At 73.8% G+C, this 17200-nt stretch carries 16 protein-coding genes; 8 read left to right on the forward strand and 8 right to left on the reverse strand.

All coding sequences use genetic code 11. The features are described from left to right. Positions 1 to 6: 6 nt before the first annotated feature. The gene (locus tag J7523_RS07610) at positions 7 to 576 is read right to left on the reverse strand and encodes a CD225/dispanin family protein (protein ID WP_291884374.1); all 570 of its coding nucleotides are present in this window, start codon (positions 574 to 576) and stop codon (positions 7 to 9) included. A gap of 158 nt (positions 577 to 734) precedes the next feature. Here J7523_RS07610 and J7523_RS07615 point away from each other — a divergent pair, with 158 nt between their 5' ends. Further along, positions 735 to 1496, forward strand: coding sequence for a deoxyribonuclease IV (locus J7523_RS07615; protein WP_291884376.1), 762 nt, complete (start codon positions 735 to 737; stop codon positions 1494 to 1496). 14 nt (positions 1497 to 1510) lie between these two features. Here the strand turns inward: J7523_RS07615 and ggt are convergent, their stop codons facing one another. Continuing rightward, entirely contained in the window at positions 1511 to 3280 is a 1770-nt protein-coding gene (gene ggt / locus J7523_RS07620; protein ID WP_291884499.1) for a gamma-glutamyltransferase, read from the reverse strand. A gap of 199 nt (positions 3281 to 3479) precedes the next feature. On the opposite strand from ggt, the gene J7523_RS07625 reads away from it, so the two are divergent. Both J7523_RS07625 and J7523_RS07630 read left to right on the forward strand, forming a co-directional pair. Continuing rightward, positions 3480 to 4676, forward strand: coding sequence for a hypothetical protein (locus J7523_RS07625; protein ID WP_291884378.1), 1197 nt, complete (start codon positions 3480 to 3482; stop codon positions 4674 to 4676). Positions 4677 to 4690: 14 nt separating this feature from the next. Further along, the gene (locus J7523_RS07630; RefSeq protein WP_291884380.1) at positions 4691 to 5056 is read left to right on the forward strand and encodes a nitroreductase family deazaflavin-dependent oxidoreductase; all 366 of its coding nucleotides are present in this window, start codon (positions 4691 to 4693) and stop codon (positions 5054 to 5056) included. A 1-nt stretch (position 5057) separates the two neighbouring features. On the opposite strand, the gene J7523_RS07635 is transcribed toward J7523_RS07630, so the two are convergent. From J7523_RS07635 to J7523_RS07645, 3 genes are all read right to left on the reverse strand, one after another. Beyond that, positions 5058 to 5438 (reverse strand): VOC family protein, encoded by a 381-nt coding sequence (locus J7523_RS07635; protein WP_291884382.1) that lies wholly within the window; start codon positions 5436 to 5438, stop codon positions 5058 to 5060. Positions 5439 to 5495: 57 nt separating this feature from the next. Next, positions 5496 to 6044 carry a DUF1269 domain-containing protein gene (locus J7523_RS07640; protein ID WP_291884385.1) on the reverse strand — a complete coding sequence of 183 codons (549 nt, stop codon included), beginning with the start codon at positions 6042 to 6044 and terminating at the stop codon, positions 5496 to 5498. Between the two features lie 83 nt (positions 6045 to 6127). Continuing rightward, positions 6128 to 6526 (reverse strand): hypothetical protein, encoded by a 399-nt coding sequence (locus tag J7523_RS07645; RefSeq protein ID WP_291884387.1) that lies wholly within the window; start codon positions 6524 to 6526, stop codon positions 6128 to 6130. A gap of 314 nt (positions 6527 to 6840) precedes the next feature. Between J7523_RS07645 and J7523_RS07650 the strand changes: the two genes are divergently transcribed. After that, positions 6841 to 7248 carry a hypothetical protein gene (locus J7523_RS07650; RefSeq protein WP_291884390.1) on the forward strand — a complete coding sequence of 136 codons (408 nt, stop codon included), beginning with the start codon at positions 6841 to 6843 and terminating at the stop codon, positions 7246 to 7248. Positions 7249 to 7654: 406 nt separating this feature from the next. Continuing rightward, entirely contained in the window at positions 7655 to 7918 is a 264-nt protein-coding gene (locus tag J7523_RS07655; protein ID WP_291884392.1) for a hypothetical protein, read from the forward strand. Positions 7919 to 7922: 4 nt separating this feature from the next. On the opposite strand, the gene J7523_RS07660 is transcribed toward J7523_RS07655, so the two are convergent. Together J7523_RS07660 and J7523_RS07665 are read right to left on the reverse strand one after the other, a co-directional pair. Then, entirely contained in the window at positions 7923 to 8327 is a 405-nt protein-coding gene (locus J7523_RS07660) for an aldehyde dehydrogenase (RefSeq protein ID WP_291884395.1), read from the reverse strand. Between the two features lie 146 nt (positions 8328 to 8473). Next, positions 8474 to 10378, reverse strand: a complete 1905-nt coding sequence (locus tag J7523_RS07665) for a phosphoenolpyruvate carboxykinase (GTP) (RefSeq protein WP_291884398.1) — start codon at positions 10376 to 10378, stop codon at positions 8474 to 8476. A gap of 113 nt (positions 10379 to 10491) precedes the next feature. Between J7523_RS07665 and J7523_RS07670 the strand changes: the two genes are divergently transcribed. Beyond that, positions 10492 to 11985: an XRE family transcriptional regulator gene (locus tag J7523_RS07670; RefSeq protein ID WP_291884401.1), complete on the forward strand. Its 1494-nt coding sequence runs from the start codon at positions 10492 to 10494 to the stop codon at positions 11983 to 11985. Positions 11986 to 12056: 71 nt separating this feature from the next. On the opposite strand, the gene J7523_RS07675 is transcribed toward J7523_RS07670, so the two are convergent. Continuing rightward, complete coding sequence (locus tag J7523_RS07675) at positions 12057 to 13133, reverse strand: DNA polymerase IV (RefSeq protein ID WP_291884404.1); 1077 nt, start codon at positions 13131 to 13133, stop codon at positions 12057 to 12059. An 88-nt stretch (positions 13134 to 13221) separates the two neighbouring features. Here J7523_RS07675 and J7523_RS07680 point away from each other — a divergent pair, with 88 nt between their 5' ends. Together J7523_RS07680 and J7523_RS07685 are read left to right on the forward strand one after the other, a co-directional pair. Beyond that, positions 13222 to 14406, forward strand: coding sequence for an MFS transporter (locus J7523_RS07680; RefSeq protein WP_291884407.1), 1185 nt, complete (start codon positions 13222 to 13224; stop codon positions 14404 to 14406). A 49-nt stretch (positions 14407 to 14455) separates the two neighbouring features. Further along, positions 14456 to 17200 (forward strand): HAD-IC family P-type ATPase, encoded by a 2745-nt coding sequence (locus tag J7523_RS07685; RefSeq protein ID WP_291884410.1) that lies wholly within the window; start codon positions 14456 to 14458, stop codon positions 17198 to 17200.

Raw genomic sequence — 17200 nt, forward strand, 5'->3', positions numbered from 1 at the left:
GATCCCTCAGCCCTGCCCGCCGCCGCGGGGGTGCAGGTCAGGGCGGTCGGGGCCGTCGAACGGGAAGGCCGGGCCCGACCTCTGGGTCCAGCCCGGACCGTCGTCCCAGGGTGTCTCGTCGTGGAACCGCTGCACGGCCACCGCGGCGAGGACGAGCCACGCGATCGACACGAGGACCGACAGCACGATGAGCCCCGCGCCGACGCAGACGCTGACGATGCCCCAGCGGCGTGCGCTGGCGGCCTCGCGCTGCGCGACGGCCTCGTCGCCCGCGCCGAACGCCTGTGCGGCCCGGTGGGAGGCGAGCAGCGCGGGGATGCCGGTGGGCCAGAACAGGAGCATCGCGGCGATGACCCACCCGACGGGCGCCGACGTGAGGGCCGGTCGGGGCGGGTACGGGGGCGGGGGGAGCGGCTGCGTCGTCCAGCCTGCGGAGGGCGGCCCTGCGAGTGGTGGGCCGGCGGCGTGCGGACCGGCGGGCGGAGGTCCTGCCGCAGGCGTGCCCGCAGGCGCACCCGCCCGGGCGGACGCGTCCGGAGTCGGGTCGGGGGCCGGGTGAGGGGACTCCGTCGTCATGGTTCCTCCAGCGGTGGTGGCGGCCTGGTACCCACGCTAGGGCGCGTGCCTGTGAACAACCTTGGGACCTGTCCGCGGGCTGCCTGGTGCGCCCGTGTCACCCGTGCGGTCTAGCCTGGCGCGTGGTCCGTCCGGACCGACACCGAGGGGAGAACGACGTGGTGCTGATCGGCGCGCACGTGCGCGGCGGCGACCCGGTGGCTGGCGCCGCCGAGCTCGGCGCGCAGGCCGTGCAGGTGTTCCTGGCGGACCCGCAGGGCTGGAAGAAGCCGGCGCCGCGCGACGACGCGGCCGCGATCCTCGACTCGGGCCTCGGGGTGTACGTCCACGCGCCGTACCTGGTGAACGTCGCGTCGACGAACAACCGGATCCGCATCCCGAGCCGGAACATGATCGCCCAGCACTCCGCGGCGGCCGCCGAGCTGCAGGCCCGCGGCCTCGTCGTGCACGGCGGGCACGTGGGGGACGGCGACGACATCGCGGTCGGGATCGAGAACTGGCGCAAGACGTTCGAGCGCGCGACGTTCCCCGTGCGCGTGCTCGTCGAGAACACCGCGGGCGGCGAGAACGCGTGCGCCCGGACGCTGGACCGGATCGCGCTGCTGTGGGACGCGATCGGGGAGTACGACGTCGGGTTCTGCCTCGACACGTGCCACGCGTGGGCGTCGGGCGAGGACCTCGAGACGGTGGTCGACCGCGTGCGGGCGATCACGGCCCGCATCGACCTGGTGCACGCGAACAGCTCGCGTGACGAGGCGGGCTCGGGCCGCGACCGGCACGCGAGCTTCGCCGACGGGACGATCCCGCCCGAGCTCATCGCACACGTGGTTCGGGAAGCCGGCTGCGACGCCGTCGTCGAGACCCCCGCCGAGGGGCAGGCCGACGACGTCGCCTTCCTGAAGGAGGCGCTCGCCGTCTGATCCGGCGGCCGCGCTCAGCGGCCCCTGTCGGGCCAGACGACCGCCGCGCTCCCGCCACCGCGTCGCACGGGCTCGGCGACGGCGAGCTGTCGCCCGTGGCCGAGGAACTCGATCGCGGTCACGGCGCCGAGCTCGGGGGTGTCGGTGAACGTGTGCCCGAGCGCAGCGAGCTCCGTCCGCGGGAACTGCGGCTCGGCCTGCACCGACGCGCTGTTGCGCTGGGACGCACGCGGCGCGGCGACGGCGGCGGGCAGGTCCATCCCGAGGTCGAGCCGGTTCATCAGCACCTGCAGCACGGACGTGATGATCGACGCGCCGCCCGGTGAGCCGAGCGCGAGCAGCGGGGTGCCGCCCTGCAGGACGATCGTCGGCGCCATCGAGCTGCGCGGCCGCTTGCCGGGTGCGGGGAGGTTCGGGTCGAGCCCGCCCTGGGTGTCGGTGAAGTTGAAGTCCGTGAGCTCGTTGTTGAGCAGGAACCCGCGGTGCGGCACGACGATGCCGTTGCCGCCGATCGACTCGATGGTGAGCGTGTACGACACGACGTTGCCCCACCGGTCGGCCGTCGTCAGGTGTGTCGTCGACTGCCCGTCGGTGCCGTCCGCGCCGACCGCCGCGGGCGCGCCGCACGCGGCGTAGTCGCCGTCCGGGCTGCCGGGTGCGACGGGCTTGGTCGCGGCCGTCGGGCCGATCAGGCAGGCCCGTTCGGCCGCGAACCCGTCGGAGAGCAGCTCGGTGAGCGGCACGTCGACGAACGCCGGGTCGCCGACGAACCGGTTGCGGTCCGCGTACGCCAGGGCGCTCGCCTCGAGGTATCGGTGCTGGGCCTGGGTCGTGCCGAGCGCGCCGAGGTCGCTCGTCTCGAGGATGTTGAGCGCCTCACCCACGGTCGACCCGCCGGAGGACGGTGGCCCCATCGAGAACACGTCGAGCCCGCGGTACTGCACGTGCGTCGGGTCGCGCAGCAGCGCCTCGTACGAGGCCAGGTCCGAGGTCTCGAGGAGCCCGGGCCGGACCACGAGCGTGCTGCCCGGAGCGACGGGCGGACGATGCACCGTGTCCACGACCTCCTGCGCGAGCCGGCCGGTGTACAGCGCGTCGACGCCGTGGCGGGCGAGGAGGTCGTAGGTGTTCGCGAGGTCCCGGTTGCGCAGCACCGACCCGACGGCCGGCGGAGCGCCGCCGGGGAGGTAGAGCTGCGCGGTCGACGTGAACGCGGCGAAGCGGGCCGCGTTGGAGGCGACCTGGCTCGCGAACGTCGGGTCCACCACGAAGCCTCGCCGAGCCACCTGGGTGGCGCCCTGCAGCGCTCGGCGCAGGTCGAGCGTGCCCCACTGCTCGAGGGCGGTCGCCCACGTCGCGGGCGTGCCGGGGACGCCGGCGGACAGCCCGGACGTGACCGCGTCGGCGAACGGGATCGGCACGCCGTCCTCCACGAACGCGTCGCTCTGCATCGCCTGCGGCGCGGTCTCGCGCCCGTCGATCGTGTGCACCTGGCCGGTCGCGGCGTCGTAGTAGACGAAGAAGCCGCCTCCGCCGATCCCCGACGAGAACGGTTCGGTGACGCCGAGCGTCGCGGCCGCCGCGACCGCGGCGTCGACGGCGTTCCCGCCCCGACGCAGCACGTCGAGGCCGACGCGGGTGGCGTCGGCGTCGACCGTGGTGACGGCGCCCCCGCTCCCGACGGCGACGGGCACCTTGTCGCCCGGGCGCGGGTGGTGGGCCGACGCCGGTGCCGCACCGACGACGAGGGCGACGGCTGCCGCGGCGGCGAGCCCGCCGAGCATGCCGGGACGACGGGACGCGCGCACGAGGACCTCCAGGGTCAAGGCGACGAGAGACTCCAGTCGTACCAGGTCTTCCCGATCGCGCCACCCCACGGGCAGCCCGCCCCGGAGCCGGTGGACACGGCATCCGCGCGGGCGCCACGCTGGGTGGGTGCCGCCGACGGGGGCCGAGGGGGAGCGACGGGCGACGGAGCCGCCCGTGGACGGGCGCGAGCCGGCGCACTCCACGCGTGAGCTCCCAGCTGACGTGCTCCCGCATCTCGACCCCGCGCTGACACCCCTGCGCGTGCACCTGGGGTCGGCCGCGCGTGCGCACGTCGCCCGCGTGCGGCGCATGGTGGACGCGGCAGCGATGGACGGGCTCCGGGTACGCGCGGCGTACAGCGTCAAGACGAACCCCGACCGTCGTCTGCTGGGCGCGGTACGCGACGAGGGACTGCTGGTCGAGGCCATCAGCCAGCTCGAGGTCGAGCACGCGGTCGGCGTGGGCTTCGCGCCCGACCGGGTCGTGCTCAACGGCCCCGCGAAGTGGTGGCCCGTCCCGGTCACGCCGGGCCCGTTCGCGGCGGTGTTCTGCGACTCGGTCGACGAGCTGCGCGACGTCACGGCCCGCCCGCACGACGGTGCGCCGGTGGCCGGGGTCGTGGGCGTGCGCGTCCGCCCGCCCGGCGTGGTGTCACGGTTCGGCGTGGAGCTCCACGACCCGTCGGTCCTCGACGCCGTCGCCGGGTCGCTGTCCCACCTGCGGCCAGACGTGCGGGTCGGCCTGCACGTCCACGTGCCGGCGCGCGAGGTCGGCGCCGCGCGGTGGTGGCGCGTCGTCGACGAGGTCGTCACGGCGGGCGTCGCGCTCGAGCGCCGGTCGGGCCGGCCGGTGCGGTGCCTCGACCTCGGCGGCGGCTGGGAGCCCGACGACCTGCTCCGCGAGCTGCTGCCGCACCTGCCGCCGGCCCTCGCCGCGGCGCGCGGCCGGCTGACCGCGCTGGACGACGTCGTGCTCGAACCCGGTCGGGCGGTCGCGCAGCCGCTCGCGGCGCTCGTGACGCGCGTCCTCGCCGTGCGCGGCGAGCGGGGGGCGACCGACGTCGTGGTCGACGCGTCGATCGCCGACGCCCCGGAGGTCGGCCGGAGCGGTCACGACTGGTTCCTCGTGCGACCGGGTCGGGGCTCTGCTCTCGTGCGAGTCGGCGGCACGGGACGGGTCCTCGGCCGCACCTGCATGGAGACCGACGTCCTGCACGCGGGGCTGCGGCTCCCCGCCGACGTCCGCCCAGGTGACGTCCTCGTGATCACGGGCGTCGGCGCGTACGACACGAGCAAGAGCTACCGGTTCGGTCGTGGCGAGGCACCATGGCCGGACGGCGGCACCGAGCTCACCGCCGTCACCGACGCCTGACCAGGAGGCCGCCCATGGACCCGTCCGTCGCCGACGCGCTGCACCGCAGCCAGGTCATCGACCTGACCACCACGGGTCGCCGCACGGGCGAGCCGCGGCGGATCGAGATCTTCCTGCACGACCTCGACGGCCGGCTCTTCATCTCAGGTATGCCCCTGCCCGAGAAGCGGGCGTGGCTGCGCAACATCGAGGCGGACCCGCACGTGGTCGTGCACCTCAAGCGCGGTGTGCACGCCGACGTCCCGGCACTCGCGCGCGCCGTCGACGACCCGCAGGAGCGACGTCCGCTCATCGAGGCCGCCGCCGCCCGCTGGGGTCGCACGGACGTCGAGCTGATGATGGCGCAGAGCCCGCTCGTCGAGGTCACACCGACGGACTGAGTCAGGGCCAGACGTGGGCCGCCCCGGCGAACTCGTCGGGGTCGCTGTGCACCGGGATCACGCACACGAGGTGGCCACCCGGCACGCGCAGCGTCCGGCACTCGAGCCAGCCGCCGACCTCGACGGCCCCGAGCGCGAGCAGGCGGTCGGTCTCCGCCGCGACGTCGTCGGACTCGATGTCGAGGTGGTAGCGCGGCGTGTCGTCGACCGCCTGCACCGACGTGACCAGCCCGGAGACCGCCCTCCCCAGCGAGGTGAACTGCTCCTCGCCGGGCACGGGCCGTGCCTCCACGCCGAGGGCGGCCGCCCAGAAGGCGGCCGCCCGTGCGGCCCCGTCCACCGGGACGTCGATCAGCAAGGTCGAGACCCGGCTCCGGTGCACAGCGTCCTCCGCCCGTCACAGGGGACGGTGCGGCACCGCCCGGTCGCCAGTGTCGGCCTACGCCTCCGCGGCCGCCACCTCGTCGGCCGCGGCCTTGAGCTCGGCCGCCTCGGCCTTGTCGACGGCCTTCTCGACGATGCCCTCGGCCTTCTCCAGCGCCTTGCGGAGCTCGACGACCGCGGGGTCGGACACGAGCACGAGGATCCCGGAGTGGCCGGGCTCGATCGCGTCCTTGAGGTCGTCCTCGAGCCCGCGACGGTTGCGGATCTCCAGCCCCTTGCCGGTCGCCGCCCCGACGGCGCCGAGGGCGACGGCGCTGCCGAGGATGGACGGCGGGAAGATCAGGCCGAGCGCGACGCCGCCGACGACGCCCCACGTGAGCCCGCGACGCGTGCTGTGGTCGGTCGCAGTGAGCACCTCCACCTTGCCGCCGACCTCGCGCTTCACGACCAGGGCGCCCTCGACCTTGACGGTCGAGCCGTCCTCCGCCTCCTTGATCGCCTCGTACGCCTGCCAGGCGACGTCGGTGTCGGCGAAGTCGGCGATGAGCAGGGTGTACGCGCCGTCGCTGATGGCGGCGGCGTCGATGAGGACCTCGTCCGACATGGTGGTGCTCCTTCGGTTGCGATGGGTGTTCTCGACGCTAGGAGGGCAGCGGGTCAGGCCGCCTCCCTCGGCGTGGGTGAGAGTCAGACCTGCGCGACGATGTCGCGTCCGTGCACGGTGAGCGCCCAGATGACGAAGACGTCGAGCGCGATGATGACGAGCGCCCAGATCGGGTAGTACGGCAGCCACATGAAGTTCGCGACAGCGCTGAGCACGGCGACGACGACGCCGACCGTCCGGGCCCACACCGCGCCGTTGAAGAGCGCGAACCCCGCGAGCGCGACGAGAACGCCGAGCAGCAGGTGCACCCAGCCCCACGTCGTGATGTCGAAGGAGAAGATCCAGTCCTCCCGCACCACGAAGAACGTGTCGTTGAACAGGGCCACCAAGCCCTGCATCGCGTGCAGGAAGCCGATCATGATCATCAGGGTCGCGGCGAAGACGGTGACTCCCACCGCCAGGCTGCTGCGGTTCTCGGCCATGCTCGGTTCCTCTCGTCTGCAGGTCACGGGTCGACTCGTCCCGATCCTGGGCCGAGGCGGTGCCGGGCGGATCACCCGCCTCGGGTAACTCCGCGGGCGTGTGACCAGCACGAGGGCGTCTGTTCGGTCGGCTCGCGGTCGCCGCCGGGCCACCGGGTCCCGGTGCCTACGGCGTGCCTTGACATCGCGCTCGGGCCGTCACGACAATTCACGCGAAACGCGCTCTGAGAGCGCTCTCACCCTCAAGACACGTGGGGACCTTCTTCGGCAGCCGAACGATCCGAGAGCCCGAGCAACGACATCTGGGGGAGTCCATGCACCACCTCTCGACCGCCGTCCGCCGTGCCGCCGGGTGCCTGGTGGCACTCGCCGCCGTCGTCGCCCTCGCCGCTGCGCCCGCGAGCGCGACCAACGACCGCCACATCGACATCCGCGGACTCGCGCAGTGCGACGCCGTCGCGGGCCAGTGGGTCGTCACCTGGGAGCTGACCAACCACGCCGACGTCGCCGGCACGATCGGCAACGTCCGGGCCTACCCCGCGAGCCGCCCGCTCGTGGGCCTGCCCAGCAGGATCGAGCCGGGCGAGACGATCCGCGGCGAGCAGCGGCTGCTCGCGACCGAGTACACCGGCGAGATCCTGTTCGACGTGAACTGGGACGACGGACCGGTCACCTACGACCACCACTGGCCGATCTACATCTACCTCCGCTGCGGCGCCTGAGCCCGCACCGAGCCCCCCGTGCCGCGTCCCTCAGGTCGGGGCGCGGGGGCTCGCCGGCGCTCGCGGGCGGTCCTGTCTCGCCACGTGGGCACCGTTGACAGCATGTGGACCCCTGTGGACACTCGATGCATGCCCATCGCCAGCACCGAGCCTCAGGTCGCGCTCCGCGCGGACCTCGTCGACGCCGTGTCGACGCGCCGGTGTCTGTGTCGAATGTGTCGCTGACGACCTCGTCGCGCCGGTCCATCCAGCTCTGAGGAGCCCCCGCAGGCGTCATGCCTGGCCGGTGGGTGTGGACCAGTCCCGCCGCTCCGCGGCGTAGCCCGACGCCGTCCGAACGCCGCCTCACGGGGCGCGACGGTGCGGAGCCCGACTCGACTTCCGCAGACACACCCCTGGAGCTGACGTGGCCCACCACGCCCGTACCGACGTCCTTCCCATCCAGTCGATCGTCGCCAACGCGTCGCCGGGCGCCTGGCGTGACGGCCTGGTCGCCGCGCACGAGCAGGACGCGCTGACCGTCGTGCTGCTCGACGGTGGCGTGCGCGTCCTGTCGACGAGCGCCCGCCCGGAGATCGGCGAGCCGGTCGCCGTGCACCCCGTGGCGGAGGTGCTCGCGGTCGGCGGCGCGTGGTTCTCGGCCCGCGCGCTCGCCGACCCCGAGGACTGAGCCGCTAGGCGGTGGCCATCGAGCCCATCGCGGCCTGACAGGCCGAGACCATCGCGCGGCACGCCGACGCGCAGATGCGGCAGTGCTCGGACATGTCGGCGTGCATGTCGCACTCCGCCGCGCACGCCTCACCCATCGCCATGCAGGCCGTCATCATCGAGCGCATGACGCCCATGTCGTAGCCGTTCGGGCGCATCATCATGCGCATGGTCGCCGTGGCGACGTCGGCGCAGCTCATGCACATCGACGCGCAGCGGCCCATGTTCTCGCCGGCGTCGGCGTCGGCACACATCGTGGCCGCCATCGACGCGGCCGAACAGGCCTCCACGCACTGCTGCATCATCGTCATGTCCATGCCCATCGTGTCCGGCATGGTCATCGAACCCATCATGTCCGCCATCATGCTCATTGCTGCCGACCGCCTCTCGTCGCCCGTGACGCCTGCTGGTCCGATCGACGCTACGCCGGGTGCAGCGGCGGTCGCCATGGCGGAAACGAGGTCGTTACCCGCGCGCTCGCGCCGCCCACGACGTCGACGTGGTGGCCGCAGGCAGATCAGCGCGCGCGGTCGAGCTCGGCCCTCAGACGCGTGAGCCGCTCCCGTAGCTCGGGCGGCACGCGGTCGCCGAACGTCGCGAAGAACTCCTCGGTCAGGTCGGCCTCGACTGCCCAGGCGTCGGGTTCGATCTCGAACAGCCGCGCCAGGTCGGCGTCCGACACGTCGAGCCCGTGGGTGTCGAGCGCGCCCGGCGCGGGCAGGAGCCCGACGGGGCTGGTGACGGCGCCGACGTCGGTGCGCAGTCCGCGCGTGCGGTCCACCTGCTCGACGATCCACGCGAGGACCCGTGAGTTCTCGCCGAACCCGGGCCAGAGGAAGCGGCCGTCGTCGCCCTTGCGGAACCAGTTCACCTGGAAGACGAGCGGCCGGCGGTCGGCGTCGAGCCGGTCGCCGATCCGCAGCCAGTGTGCCCAGTGGTCGGCCATGTCGTACCCGCAGAACGGGAGCATCGCAAACGGGTCGCGGCGCAGCTCGCCGACGAGCCCCTCGGCGGCGGCGGTCCGCTCGGACGAGATGGTGGCGCCCATGAACACGCCGTGCGCCCAGCTCTCCGCCTGCGTGACGAGCGGGACGTTGGTGGCGCGGCGGCCGCCGAACACGATCGCGTCGAGCGTGACGCCCTCGGGGTCGTCCCAGCCGTCGGCGATCGTCGGGCACTGCGCCGCCGAGACCGTGAAGCGCGAGTTCGGGTGCGCGGCAGTCCGACCCGCGGCGCCGTCCTCGGGCGTCCAGTCCCGACCGGTCCAGTCCACGAGGTGCGGCGGCGGCTCGGGCGTCAGGCCCTCCCACCAGACGTCGCCGTCAGGGGTGAGGGCGACGTTGGTGAAGATCGTGTCGCGGCGCAGGGTCTCGACGGCGGCGGGGTTGGTCGTCACGCCGGTGCCCGGTGCGACGCCGAAGAACCCTGCCTCCGGGTTGATGGCCCGCAGCGAGCCGTCCGGGCCGGGGCGCAGCCACGCGATGTCGTCGCCGATCGTCTCGACGCGCCAGCCCGGCAGGGTCGGCACGAGCATCGCGAGGTTCGTCTTGCCGCACGCCGACGGGAACGCGGCCGCGACGTGGTACCGGCGGCCCTGTGGCGACGTGAGGCGGACGAGCAGCATGTGCTCGGCGAGCCAGCCCTCGTCGCGGCCCATCACGGACGCGATGCGCAGTGCGAAGCACTTCTTGCCGAGCAGCGCGTTGCCGCCGTAGCCCGACCCGTACGACCAGATCTCGCGCGTCTCCGGGAAGTGCGAGATGTACTTCGTCGCGCTGCACGGCCACGGGACGTCGTCGTGCCGCGTGCCGTCGCGGTCGAGCAGGGGCGCGCCGACCGAGTGCACCGCGGGGACGAAGGGCTCGCCGGCGTCGATGAGGTCGAGCACGTCCCGGCTGACCCGCGTCATGACGTGCATGCTCACCACCGCGTACGGCGAGTCCGTGACCTGCACGCCGACGCGCGACAGCGGACCGCCCACGGGGCCCATCGAGAACGGCACCACGTACATCGTCCGGCCGCGCATGGTGCCCGTGAACACCGTCTCGAGCTCGGCCCGCATGGCGGCCGGCTCGCGCCAGTTGTTCGTGGGGCCGGCGTCGGCGGGGTCGCGCGGGCAGATGAACGTGCGCGACTCGACGCGGGCGACGTCGTCGGGGTCGGAGCGCGCCAGGTAGCTGCCTGGCCGCAGCTCCGGGTCGAGGGGGAGCAGGGTGCCGGTGCGGACCATGTGCCCGATCAGGCTGCGCCGCTCCGCGTCCGACCCGTCGCACCAGACGACGGCGTCGGGCTGCACGAGTTCGGCGACCGCGGCGACCCAGGCGCGCACGTCGCCGGTGAGGGCCACGGACGTGACGTCGGCGAGCGTGCGGACCGCCGGGCGGCTGCGGGGCGTGGTCGGGTGGGGCGCGAGCATCGTCATGTCCGGGTCTCCTCCAGCGTTCGTGCGTGTTCTTCCATCTCATGGCAAGCACGCGGGCTCTGCGGGGCGGCTCACCCGTCAAGTTTGTGGATTCTTGCCATACAGTGAGGATCGTGGGAACGGAGCAGCGCGACCAGGCCGGCCTGCACGGCACCCCCGACGCCCTCACCCTCGGACGTCGCGTCCGGCACCTGCGCACCGCGCGCGGGCTCACGCTCGACGCCCTGGGCCGCACGGTGGGCGTGAACCCCAGCGTCCTGTCGCTCGTCGAGAACGGCCGTCGGGAACCCCGGCTCGCGCTCCTGCGGAGCATCGCGGACGCGCTCGACGTGACCGTCGCCGACCTCCTGGAGGCCGAGCCGCCGACGCGACGCGCCGCCCTGGAGATCGCCCTCGACCGCGCCCAGCGGTCCGCCGGGTTCGAGCGTCTCGCGCTGCCGACCGTCCGCCCGGGGCGCACCCTCCCGCTGCCCGTCCTCGAGCAGCTCGTCGGCCTGCACGCCGAGCTCGCACGCCGGGAGCTCGAGGCGGTCGCCACCCCCGAGGAGGCACGGCGCGCCAACACCCAGATCCGCCTCGAGCGTCAGGAGCGCGACAACCACCTGCCCGACATCGAGCGGCTCGCCGAGCAGATGGCGCGCAAGGCCGGGTACACCTCCGGCGCGCTCACGCACCGCACCGTGACGCGGATGGCCGAGCAGCTCGGGTTCGTCATCGTCTACGTCGACGACCTGCCGACCTCCACCCGGACCGTCACGGACCTGGCGAACGGCCGCATCTACCTCCCGCCCGCGTCCGCGCCGGGTGGTCACGGGCTGCGGTCGCTCGCGCTCCAGGCCATCGCGCACCGCGTGCTCGGCCACGAGCGCCCCTCCTCGTACGAGGAGTTCCTGCGTCAGCGCATGGAGATCACGTACTTCGCGTCGTGCTGCCTCATGCCGGAGTCGGCCGCGGTCGCCCACCTCGCACAGCACAAGCGCGAGAAGGACCTCGCGATCGAGGACCTTCGCGACGCGTTCGGCGTGACGCACGAGGCGGCCGCGCAGCGGTTCACCAGCCTCGCGACGCACCACCTCGGCATCCCGGTGCACTTCGTGCGGATCGGCGGCGACGGTGCGATCTACCGGGCCTACGCGAACGACGGGCTGCCGCTGCCCACCGACGTGACCGGCGCGATCGAAGGCCAGCTCGTGTGTCGGAGCTGGGGCGTGCGGCGCGCGCTGACGCGTCGGGACCGGTCGTCCGAGTCGTACCAGTACACCGACACGCCCGCGGGCACGTTCTGGTGCTCGACCCAGACCGGTTCGGGCACGACGGGCACGCTGTCGCTCGCCGTCGGTGTGCCGTTCGCGCACGCGACGTGGTTCCGCGGACGGGACACCACCGACCGTCACCGGTCGACGTGCCCCGACGAGGGCTGCTGCCGGCGACCGGGTGCCGCGGCGGCCGCCCGCTGGCAGGACGCGTCGTGGCCGAGCGCCCGTATCCACCAGCAGGTGTTCTCCGCGCTGCCCACCGGGGCGTTCCCGGGGGTCGACGCGCGTGAGGTGTACGCCTTCCTCGACCGGCACGCGCCCCAGGCGTCGGGCGAGCCGACCGACGAGTAGGCCCCGGCCGACTTCACGAGGTCATCCCCGGCTTCCAGGGGATGCTCGACGTGCAGCAGGTGGCCGTGTGCCTAGATCCGCCCGCGCACGGGAGTCCGGTCGACAGGGTCGCCCTCGTCCGGCATGGCCATCTCGGCGCGCACCCCGAGCAGCCGCACCTCGCGGTCCTCGAGCGCCTCGGCGAGCGCGGACACCGCCGCGGCCACGGTCGCGCCGTCGCGGGTCGGCTGCGGCAGCTTGCGGCTCGTGGTCTTCGTGACGAACGGCGCGTAGCGCACCTTGAGCGCGACGCGGACCACGGGGCGGCCGTCCTGCGCCGCGTCCTCGACGACGGCACGCGCGAGCTCGTCGACGGCCTCGCGCACCTGGTCGGGCGTCGTGAGGTTCTGCTGGAACGTCGTCTCGCGGCTGTGACCGCGCGGGACCCACGGGGAGTCGTCGACCGTGGTCGGGCCGAGCCCCTGCCCGAGCTGGTGGTACCAGAGGCCCATCTTCGGCCCGAACTCGCCGACGAGCGCGTCGGTCGGGGCGGCGGCGAGCTCGCGCACGGTCGTGACGCCGAGCGTGGTCAGCCGCTTCGACACCTTCGTGCCCACCCCCCACAGCTCGATGGTGGGGCGGTGGCCCATCACCTCGAACCAGTTGTCGGCGGTCAGCCGGAAGGTCCCTGCGGGCTTGCCGAACTCCGTGGCGATCTTCGCGCGGACCTTGTTGTCGCCGATGCCGACCGAGCAGTGCAGCTGTGTCCCCTCGAGCACCGCCCTCTGCGCGCTGCGGGCCACGGCCTGCGGGTCGTCGGTCTCGACGCCGAGGAACGCCTCGTCCCAGCCGAGCACCTCGACCACGACGCCCAGCGACCTCAGCGCGTCCATGACCCGCCCGGACACGGCGTCGTACTCGGCGGCGTCCACAGGCAGGAACACGCCGTCGGGCAGCTTGCGCGCCGCGATCCGCAGCGGCATCCCCGAGTGCACGCCGAACGCGCGCGCCTCGTACGACGCGGTGGACACGACGCCGCGTTCCGTGGGGTCACCGCGGCCCCCGACGACGACGGGCCTCCCGGCGAGCTCCGGGTGGCGCAGCACCTCGACGGCCGCGACGAACGCGTCGAGGTCCACGTGGAGCACCCAGGGGATGTGTGCGCCCATGGTCGGAGTCTGCCGTCCCCGGGGCGTCGCGTCATGGCGTGGTGGCCGGCGGGAGGGGCGCCGCGTCGCCGCTCTGTACGGTCGGGAGGTGAGCACGCCGTCCCCCTCCGTCGCCGCGACGGTCGTCGCCCCGCTGTACCTCGCGGGCTTCACGACGGCGTTCGGTGCGCATGGCGTCGCGGCCGCCTTGGGCGTCCGGTCCGACGACGTGGGGCTCACGCTGCTCTCGTTCGGCGCCGTGCTCGCGCTGTACGACGTCGCGGAGGTGCTGCTCAAGCCGCTGTTCGGCGCGCTGAGCGACCGGGTCGGCGTGAAGCGCCTCGTCGTCGGCGGTCTGCTCGCGTTCGCCGCCGTGTCGCTCCTCGGCGCCGTGCTCGTGACGCCCGCGGTCCTCGCCCTCGCCCGGCTCGGCCAGGGCGCGGCGGCGTCGGCGTTCTCCCCGGCGTCGTCCGCGGCCGTCGCCCGTCTCGCCGGTCCCGGTGCCGCCGGTCGGTACTTCGGTCGGTACGGCGCCTGGAAGAGCCTCGGTTACGCGGTCGGTCCGCTGCTCGGCGCCGGGCTGCTGGCGGTGGGCGGGATGCGCGCCCTGTTCGTCACGCTGACCGTGCTCGCGGCGGGCGCTGCGGTGTGGGCCGCGGTCGCGCTGCCGCCCATCGCGGTCCTGCCGCGGCCGCGTGCCACGGTCGCCGACGTGGTGCGCCAGGTCGCCGACCCCACCTTCCTCGTCCCGACCGCGGTGCTCGCCGCGGCGACAGCGGCGCTCGGTGTCGCGGTCGGGTTCCTGCCGCTGGTGGCGACGCGGGCCGGGCTCGACCCGGTGGCCAGCATGGCAGCGGTCACGGTCCTCGCGCTCGCGTCCACCGTGGTGCAGCCCGTCGTCGGCCGGCTCCGCGACGCGGGGCACGTCGACACCCGGCGAGGCGCCCCGACCGGGCTGGCGCTCGTGACGGCGGGCACGCTGCTCGTGGCCGTCGCGCCGCACGCCGTCACCGTGTACGCGGCGGCGCTGCTCGTCGGGCTCGGCATCGGCGTCGCGACACCGCTCGCGTTCGCGCACCTCGCCGCCTCGACGCCGGCGGAGCGGATGGGTCGCACGATGGGTGCCGCCGAGCTCGGCCGCGAGATCGGCGACGCCGGAGGGCCGCTGCTGGTCGGCGCGGTCGCCGTCGCCGTCAGCCTGCCCGTCGCGCTCGGCTCGCTCGCGGTGGTCACGGCCGGCACGGCCGCGGTGGGGGCCGTGGCGCTGCGTCCGAGGCCGTCTCGCAACCCGTGACCGCGCCTCCAGGTGTGCGGACTCACGGTCTACCAGTTGAATGGGGCCTGTGCTCACACCTGTCGAGTCACCGGGCGTGCTCGTCCGAGCCGCCTGGTCGCTCCCCGCGGACGAGGTGCTCGCCGCGGTCGGTTCAGGTGCCGACGGCCTGAGCGCCGACGTCGTGGAGCGCCGGCTCGCGGAGCACGGCCCCAACGAGCTGCCACTGCCACCACGCCCGCCGCTGTGGCGTCGAGTCCTGTCGCACTTCCAGGACGTGCTCGTCTACGTGCTGCTCGTCGCGGCCGGCCTCAAGGCGATCCTCGGGGAGTGGATCGACTTCGCGGTGATCTTGCTGGTCGCGATCGTGAACGCCGCCGTGGGGCTCATCCAGGAGGGTCGGGCCGAGAGCGCGCTCGACGGGATCCGCAAGATGCTCTCGCCGGGAGCGGAGGTCCGGCGCGACGGCGGGTGGACGAAGGTCGACGCCGCCGCCGTCGTGCCCGGTGACGTCGTGCGCGTGCGGGCCGGCGACGGGGTGCCGGCCGACGTCCGGCTGATCTCGGCGTCGAACCTGCGGGTCGAGGAGTCGGCCCTCACCGGCGAGTCCGTCCCGTCGACGAAGGACCCGGCGCCCGTCGACGCCCGTGCGGGGGTCGGCGACCGGTCGAGCATGCTCTTCTCGGGCACGATCGTCGCGGCCGGCTCGGGGGAGGGGGTCGTCGTCGCCACGGGGGCCGCGACCGAGATCGGCGCGATCCAGAGCCTCGTCGCCGAGGCCGAGGAGCTCGCGACGCCCCTGACGCGTCAGCTCGGGCGCTTCGGGACGCAGATCGCGCTGCTCATCCTCGTGATGGGCGTCGTCATGGCCGTGATCGGGCACACCGTGCACCACCTGTCGGTCGACGACCTGCTGTCGGCGTCCATCGGGTTCGCCGTCGCGGCCGTCCCCGAGGGTCTGCCTGCGCTCGTCACGATCACGCTCGCGCTCGGCGTGCAGCAGATGGCGGACCGCAACGCGATCACGCGGCGGCTGCCCGCCGTCGAGACGCTGGGCTCGGTGAGCACGATCTGCTCCGACAAGACCGGGACGCTCACCAAGAACGAGATGACGGCGCGGACGATCCGCACCGCGCACCGCACCGTCGACGTGGCCGGCGCAGGGTACGCGCCCGACGGCGGGCTCACGGCCGGCGACCAGCCGCTGGTCGTGGGGGAGACGCCCGACGTCGTCGCGTTCCTCGACACGATGGCGCTGTGCAACGACGCCCAGGTGGTGGAGTCGGACGGCAGGTGGTCGCTCGTGGGCGAGCCGACCGAGGGCGCGCTACGGACGCTCGCGCTCAAGGCGGGCACCGCCACGTCGGACTGGCACCGGGTCGCCGTCCTGCCGTTCGACTCCGCGGTCAAGTACATGGCGACGCTCGACCGGCACGACACGCACGCCGTCACCGTGCTGCACGTCAAGGGCGCCCCGGACCGCGTGCTCGAGCTGTGCCGCACGCAGACGGCACCCGACGGCACGGCCGAGCCCGTGGACACCGGGTTCTGGCTGGACCAGGTCGACGAGCTCGGCTCGCACGGCCTGCGCGTCCTGGCGGCCGCCCGGCGGACCGCCCCTGCGGGCGCGAGCGCGATCGCCGACGACGACCTGCGCGACCTCGAGCTGTGCGGCCTGGTCGGCATCGTCGACCCGCCTCGTCCCGAGGCCATCGACGCGATCGCGGAGTGCCACCGGGCCGGGATCACGGTGAAGATGATCACCGGCGACCACGCCGGCACGGCGACCGCCATCGCTCAGGAGCTCGGCCTGCTCACGCCCGACGGTCGGCCCGCGCACCCGCCGACGGCGGTCGACCGCGACGCGCCCGTCGTCCTCACCGGTGCCGAGCTCGAGGCGATGAGCAACGAGCAGCTGCGCGAGGTGGTCCGGGACGTCGACGTGTACGCGCGGACGAGCCCCGAGCACAAGATCCGGATCGTCTCCGCGCTGCAGGCGCACCGTCAGGTGGTCGCGATGACGGGCGACGGCGTCAACGACGCGCCCGCCCTCACGCAGGCCGACGTGGGTGTCGCGATGGGCATCAAGGGCACGGAGGCGACCAAGGAGGCCGCCGACGTCGTGCTCGCCGACGACAACTTCGCGACGATCGAGCGGGCCGTCGAGGAGGGGCGGCGGATCTACGACAACGTCCGCAAGTCCGTCCTGTTCCTCCTGCCGACGAACGGTGCGCAGGCCCTCGTGATCCTCGTGGCCGTGCTGTTCGGCCTCACCATGCCGCTCGAGCCGGTGCAGGTGCTCTGGATCAACATGATCACCGCCGTCACGCTGTCGCTCGCGCTCGCGTACGAGAAGGCCGAGCCCGGGATCATGGACCGGCCGCCACGCGACGCCGACGCGTCGATCCTCGGCGGGCCGGCGCTGCGGCGGATCCTGCTCGTGTCGGCGCTCATCGGTGCGGCGACCCTCGTGGTGTTCTTCGTCGAGCGCGACGGGCGCATGACCGTGGACCAGGCGCAGACGACGGCCGTCACGATGCTCGCGTTCGGGCAGCTCGCGTACCTGTTCAACTGCCGGTTCACGGACCGGTCGAGCCTGAGCCTCGACGTGCTTCGCGGCAACCGCGTGCTGTGGATCTCGGCCGGTGCGCTCGTGCTGCTGCAGGCCGTGTTCGTGTACGCGCCGTTCATGCACACGCTGTTCGGGTCCGCGGCGGTGCCGTGGCGCGGCTGGTGGGTGCCGTTCGTGCTGGCCGTCGGGGTGTTCCTGGTGGTCGAGGCCGGCAAGGCCGTCGGACGGGCGCGGCGCCGTTGA

Origin of the sequence: Cellulomonas sp. (assembly GCF_017744555.1) — a bacterium.
Lineage (GTDB): Bacteria > Actinomycetota > Actinomycetes > Actinomycetales > Cellulomonadaceae > Cellulomonas.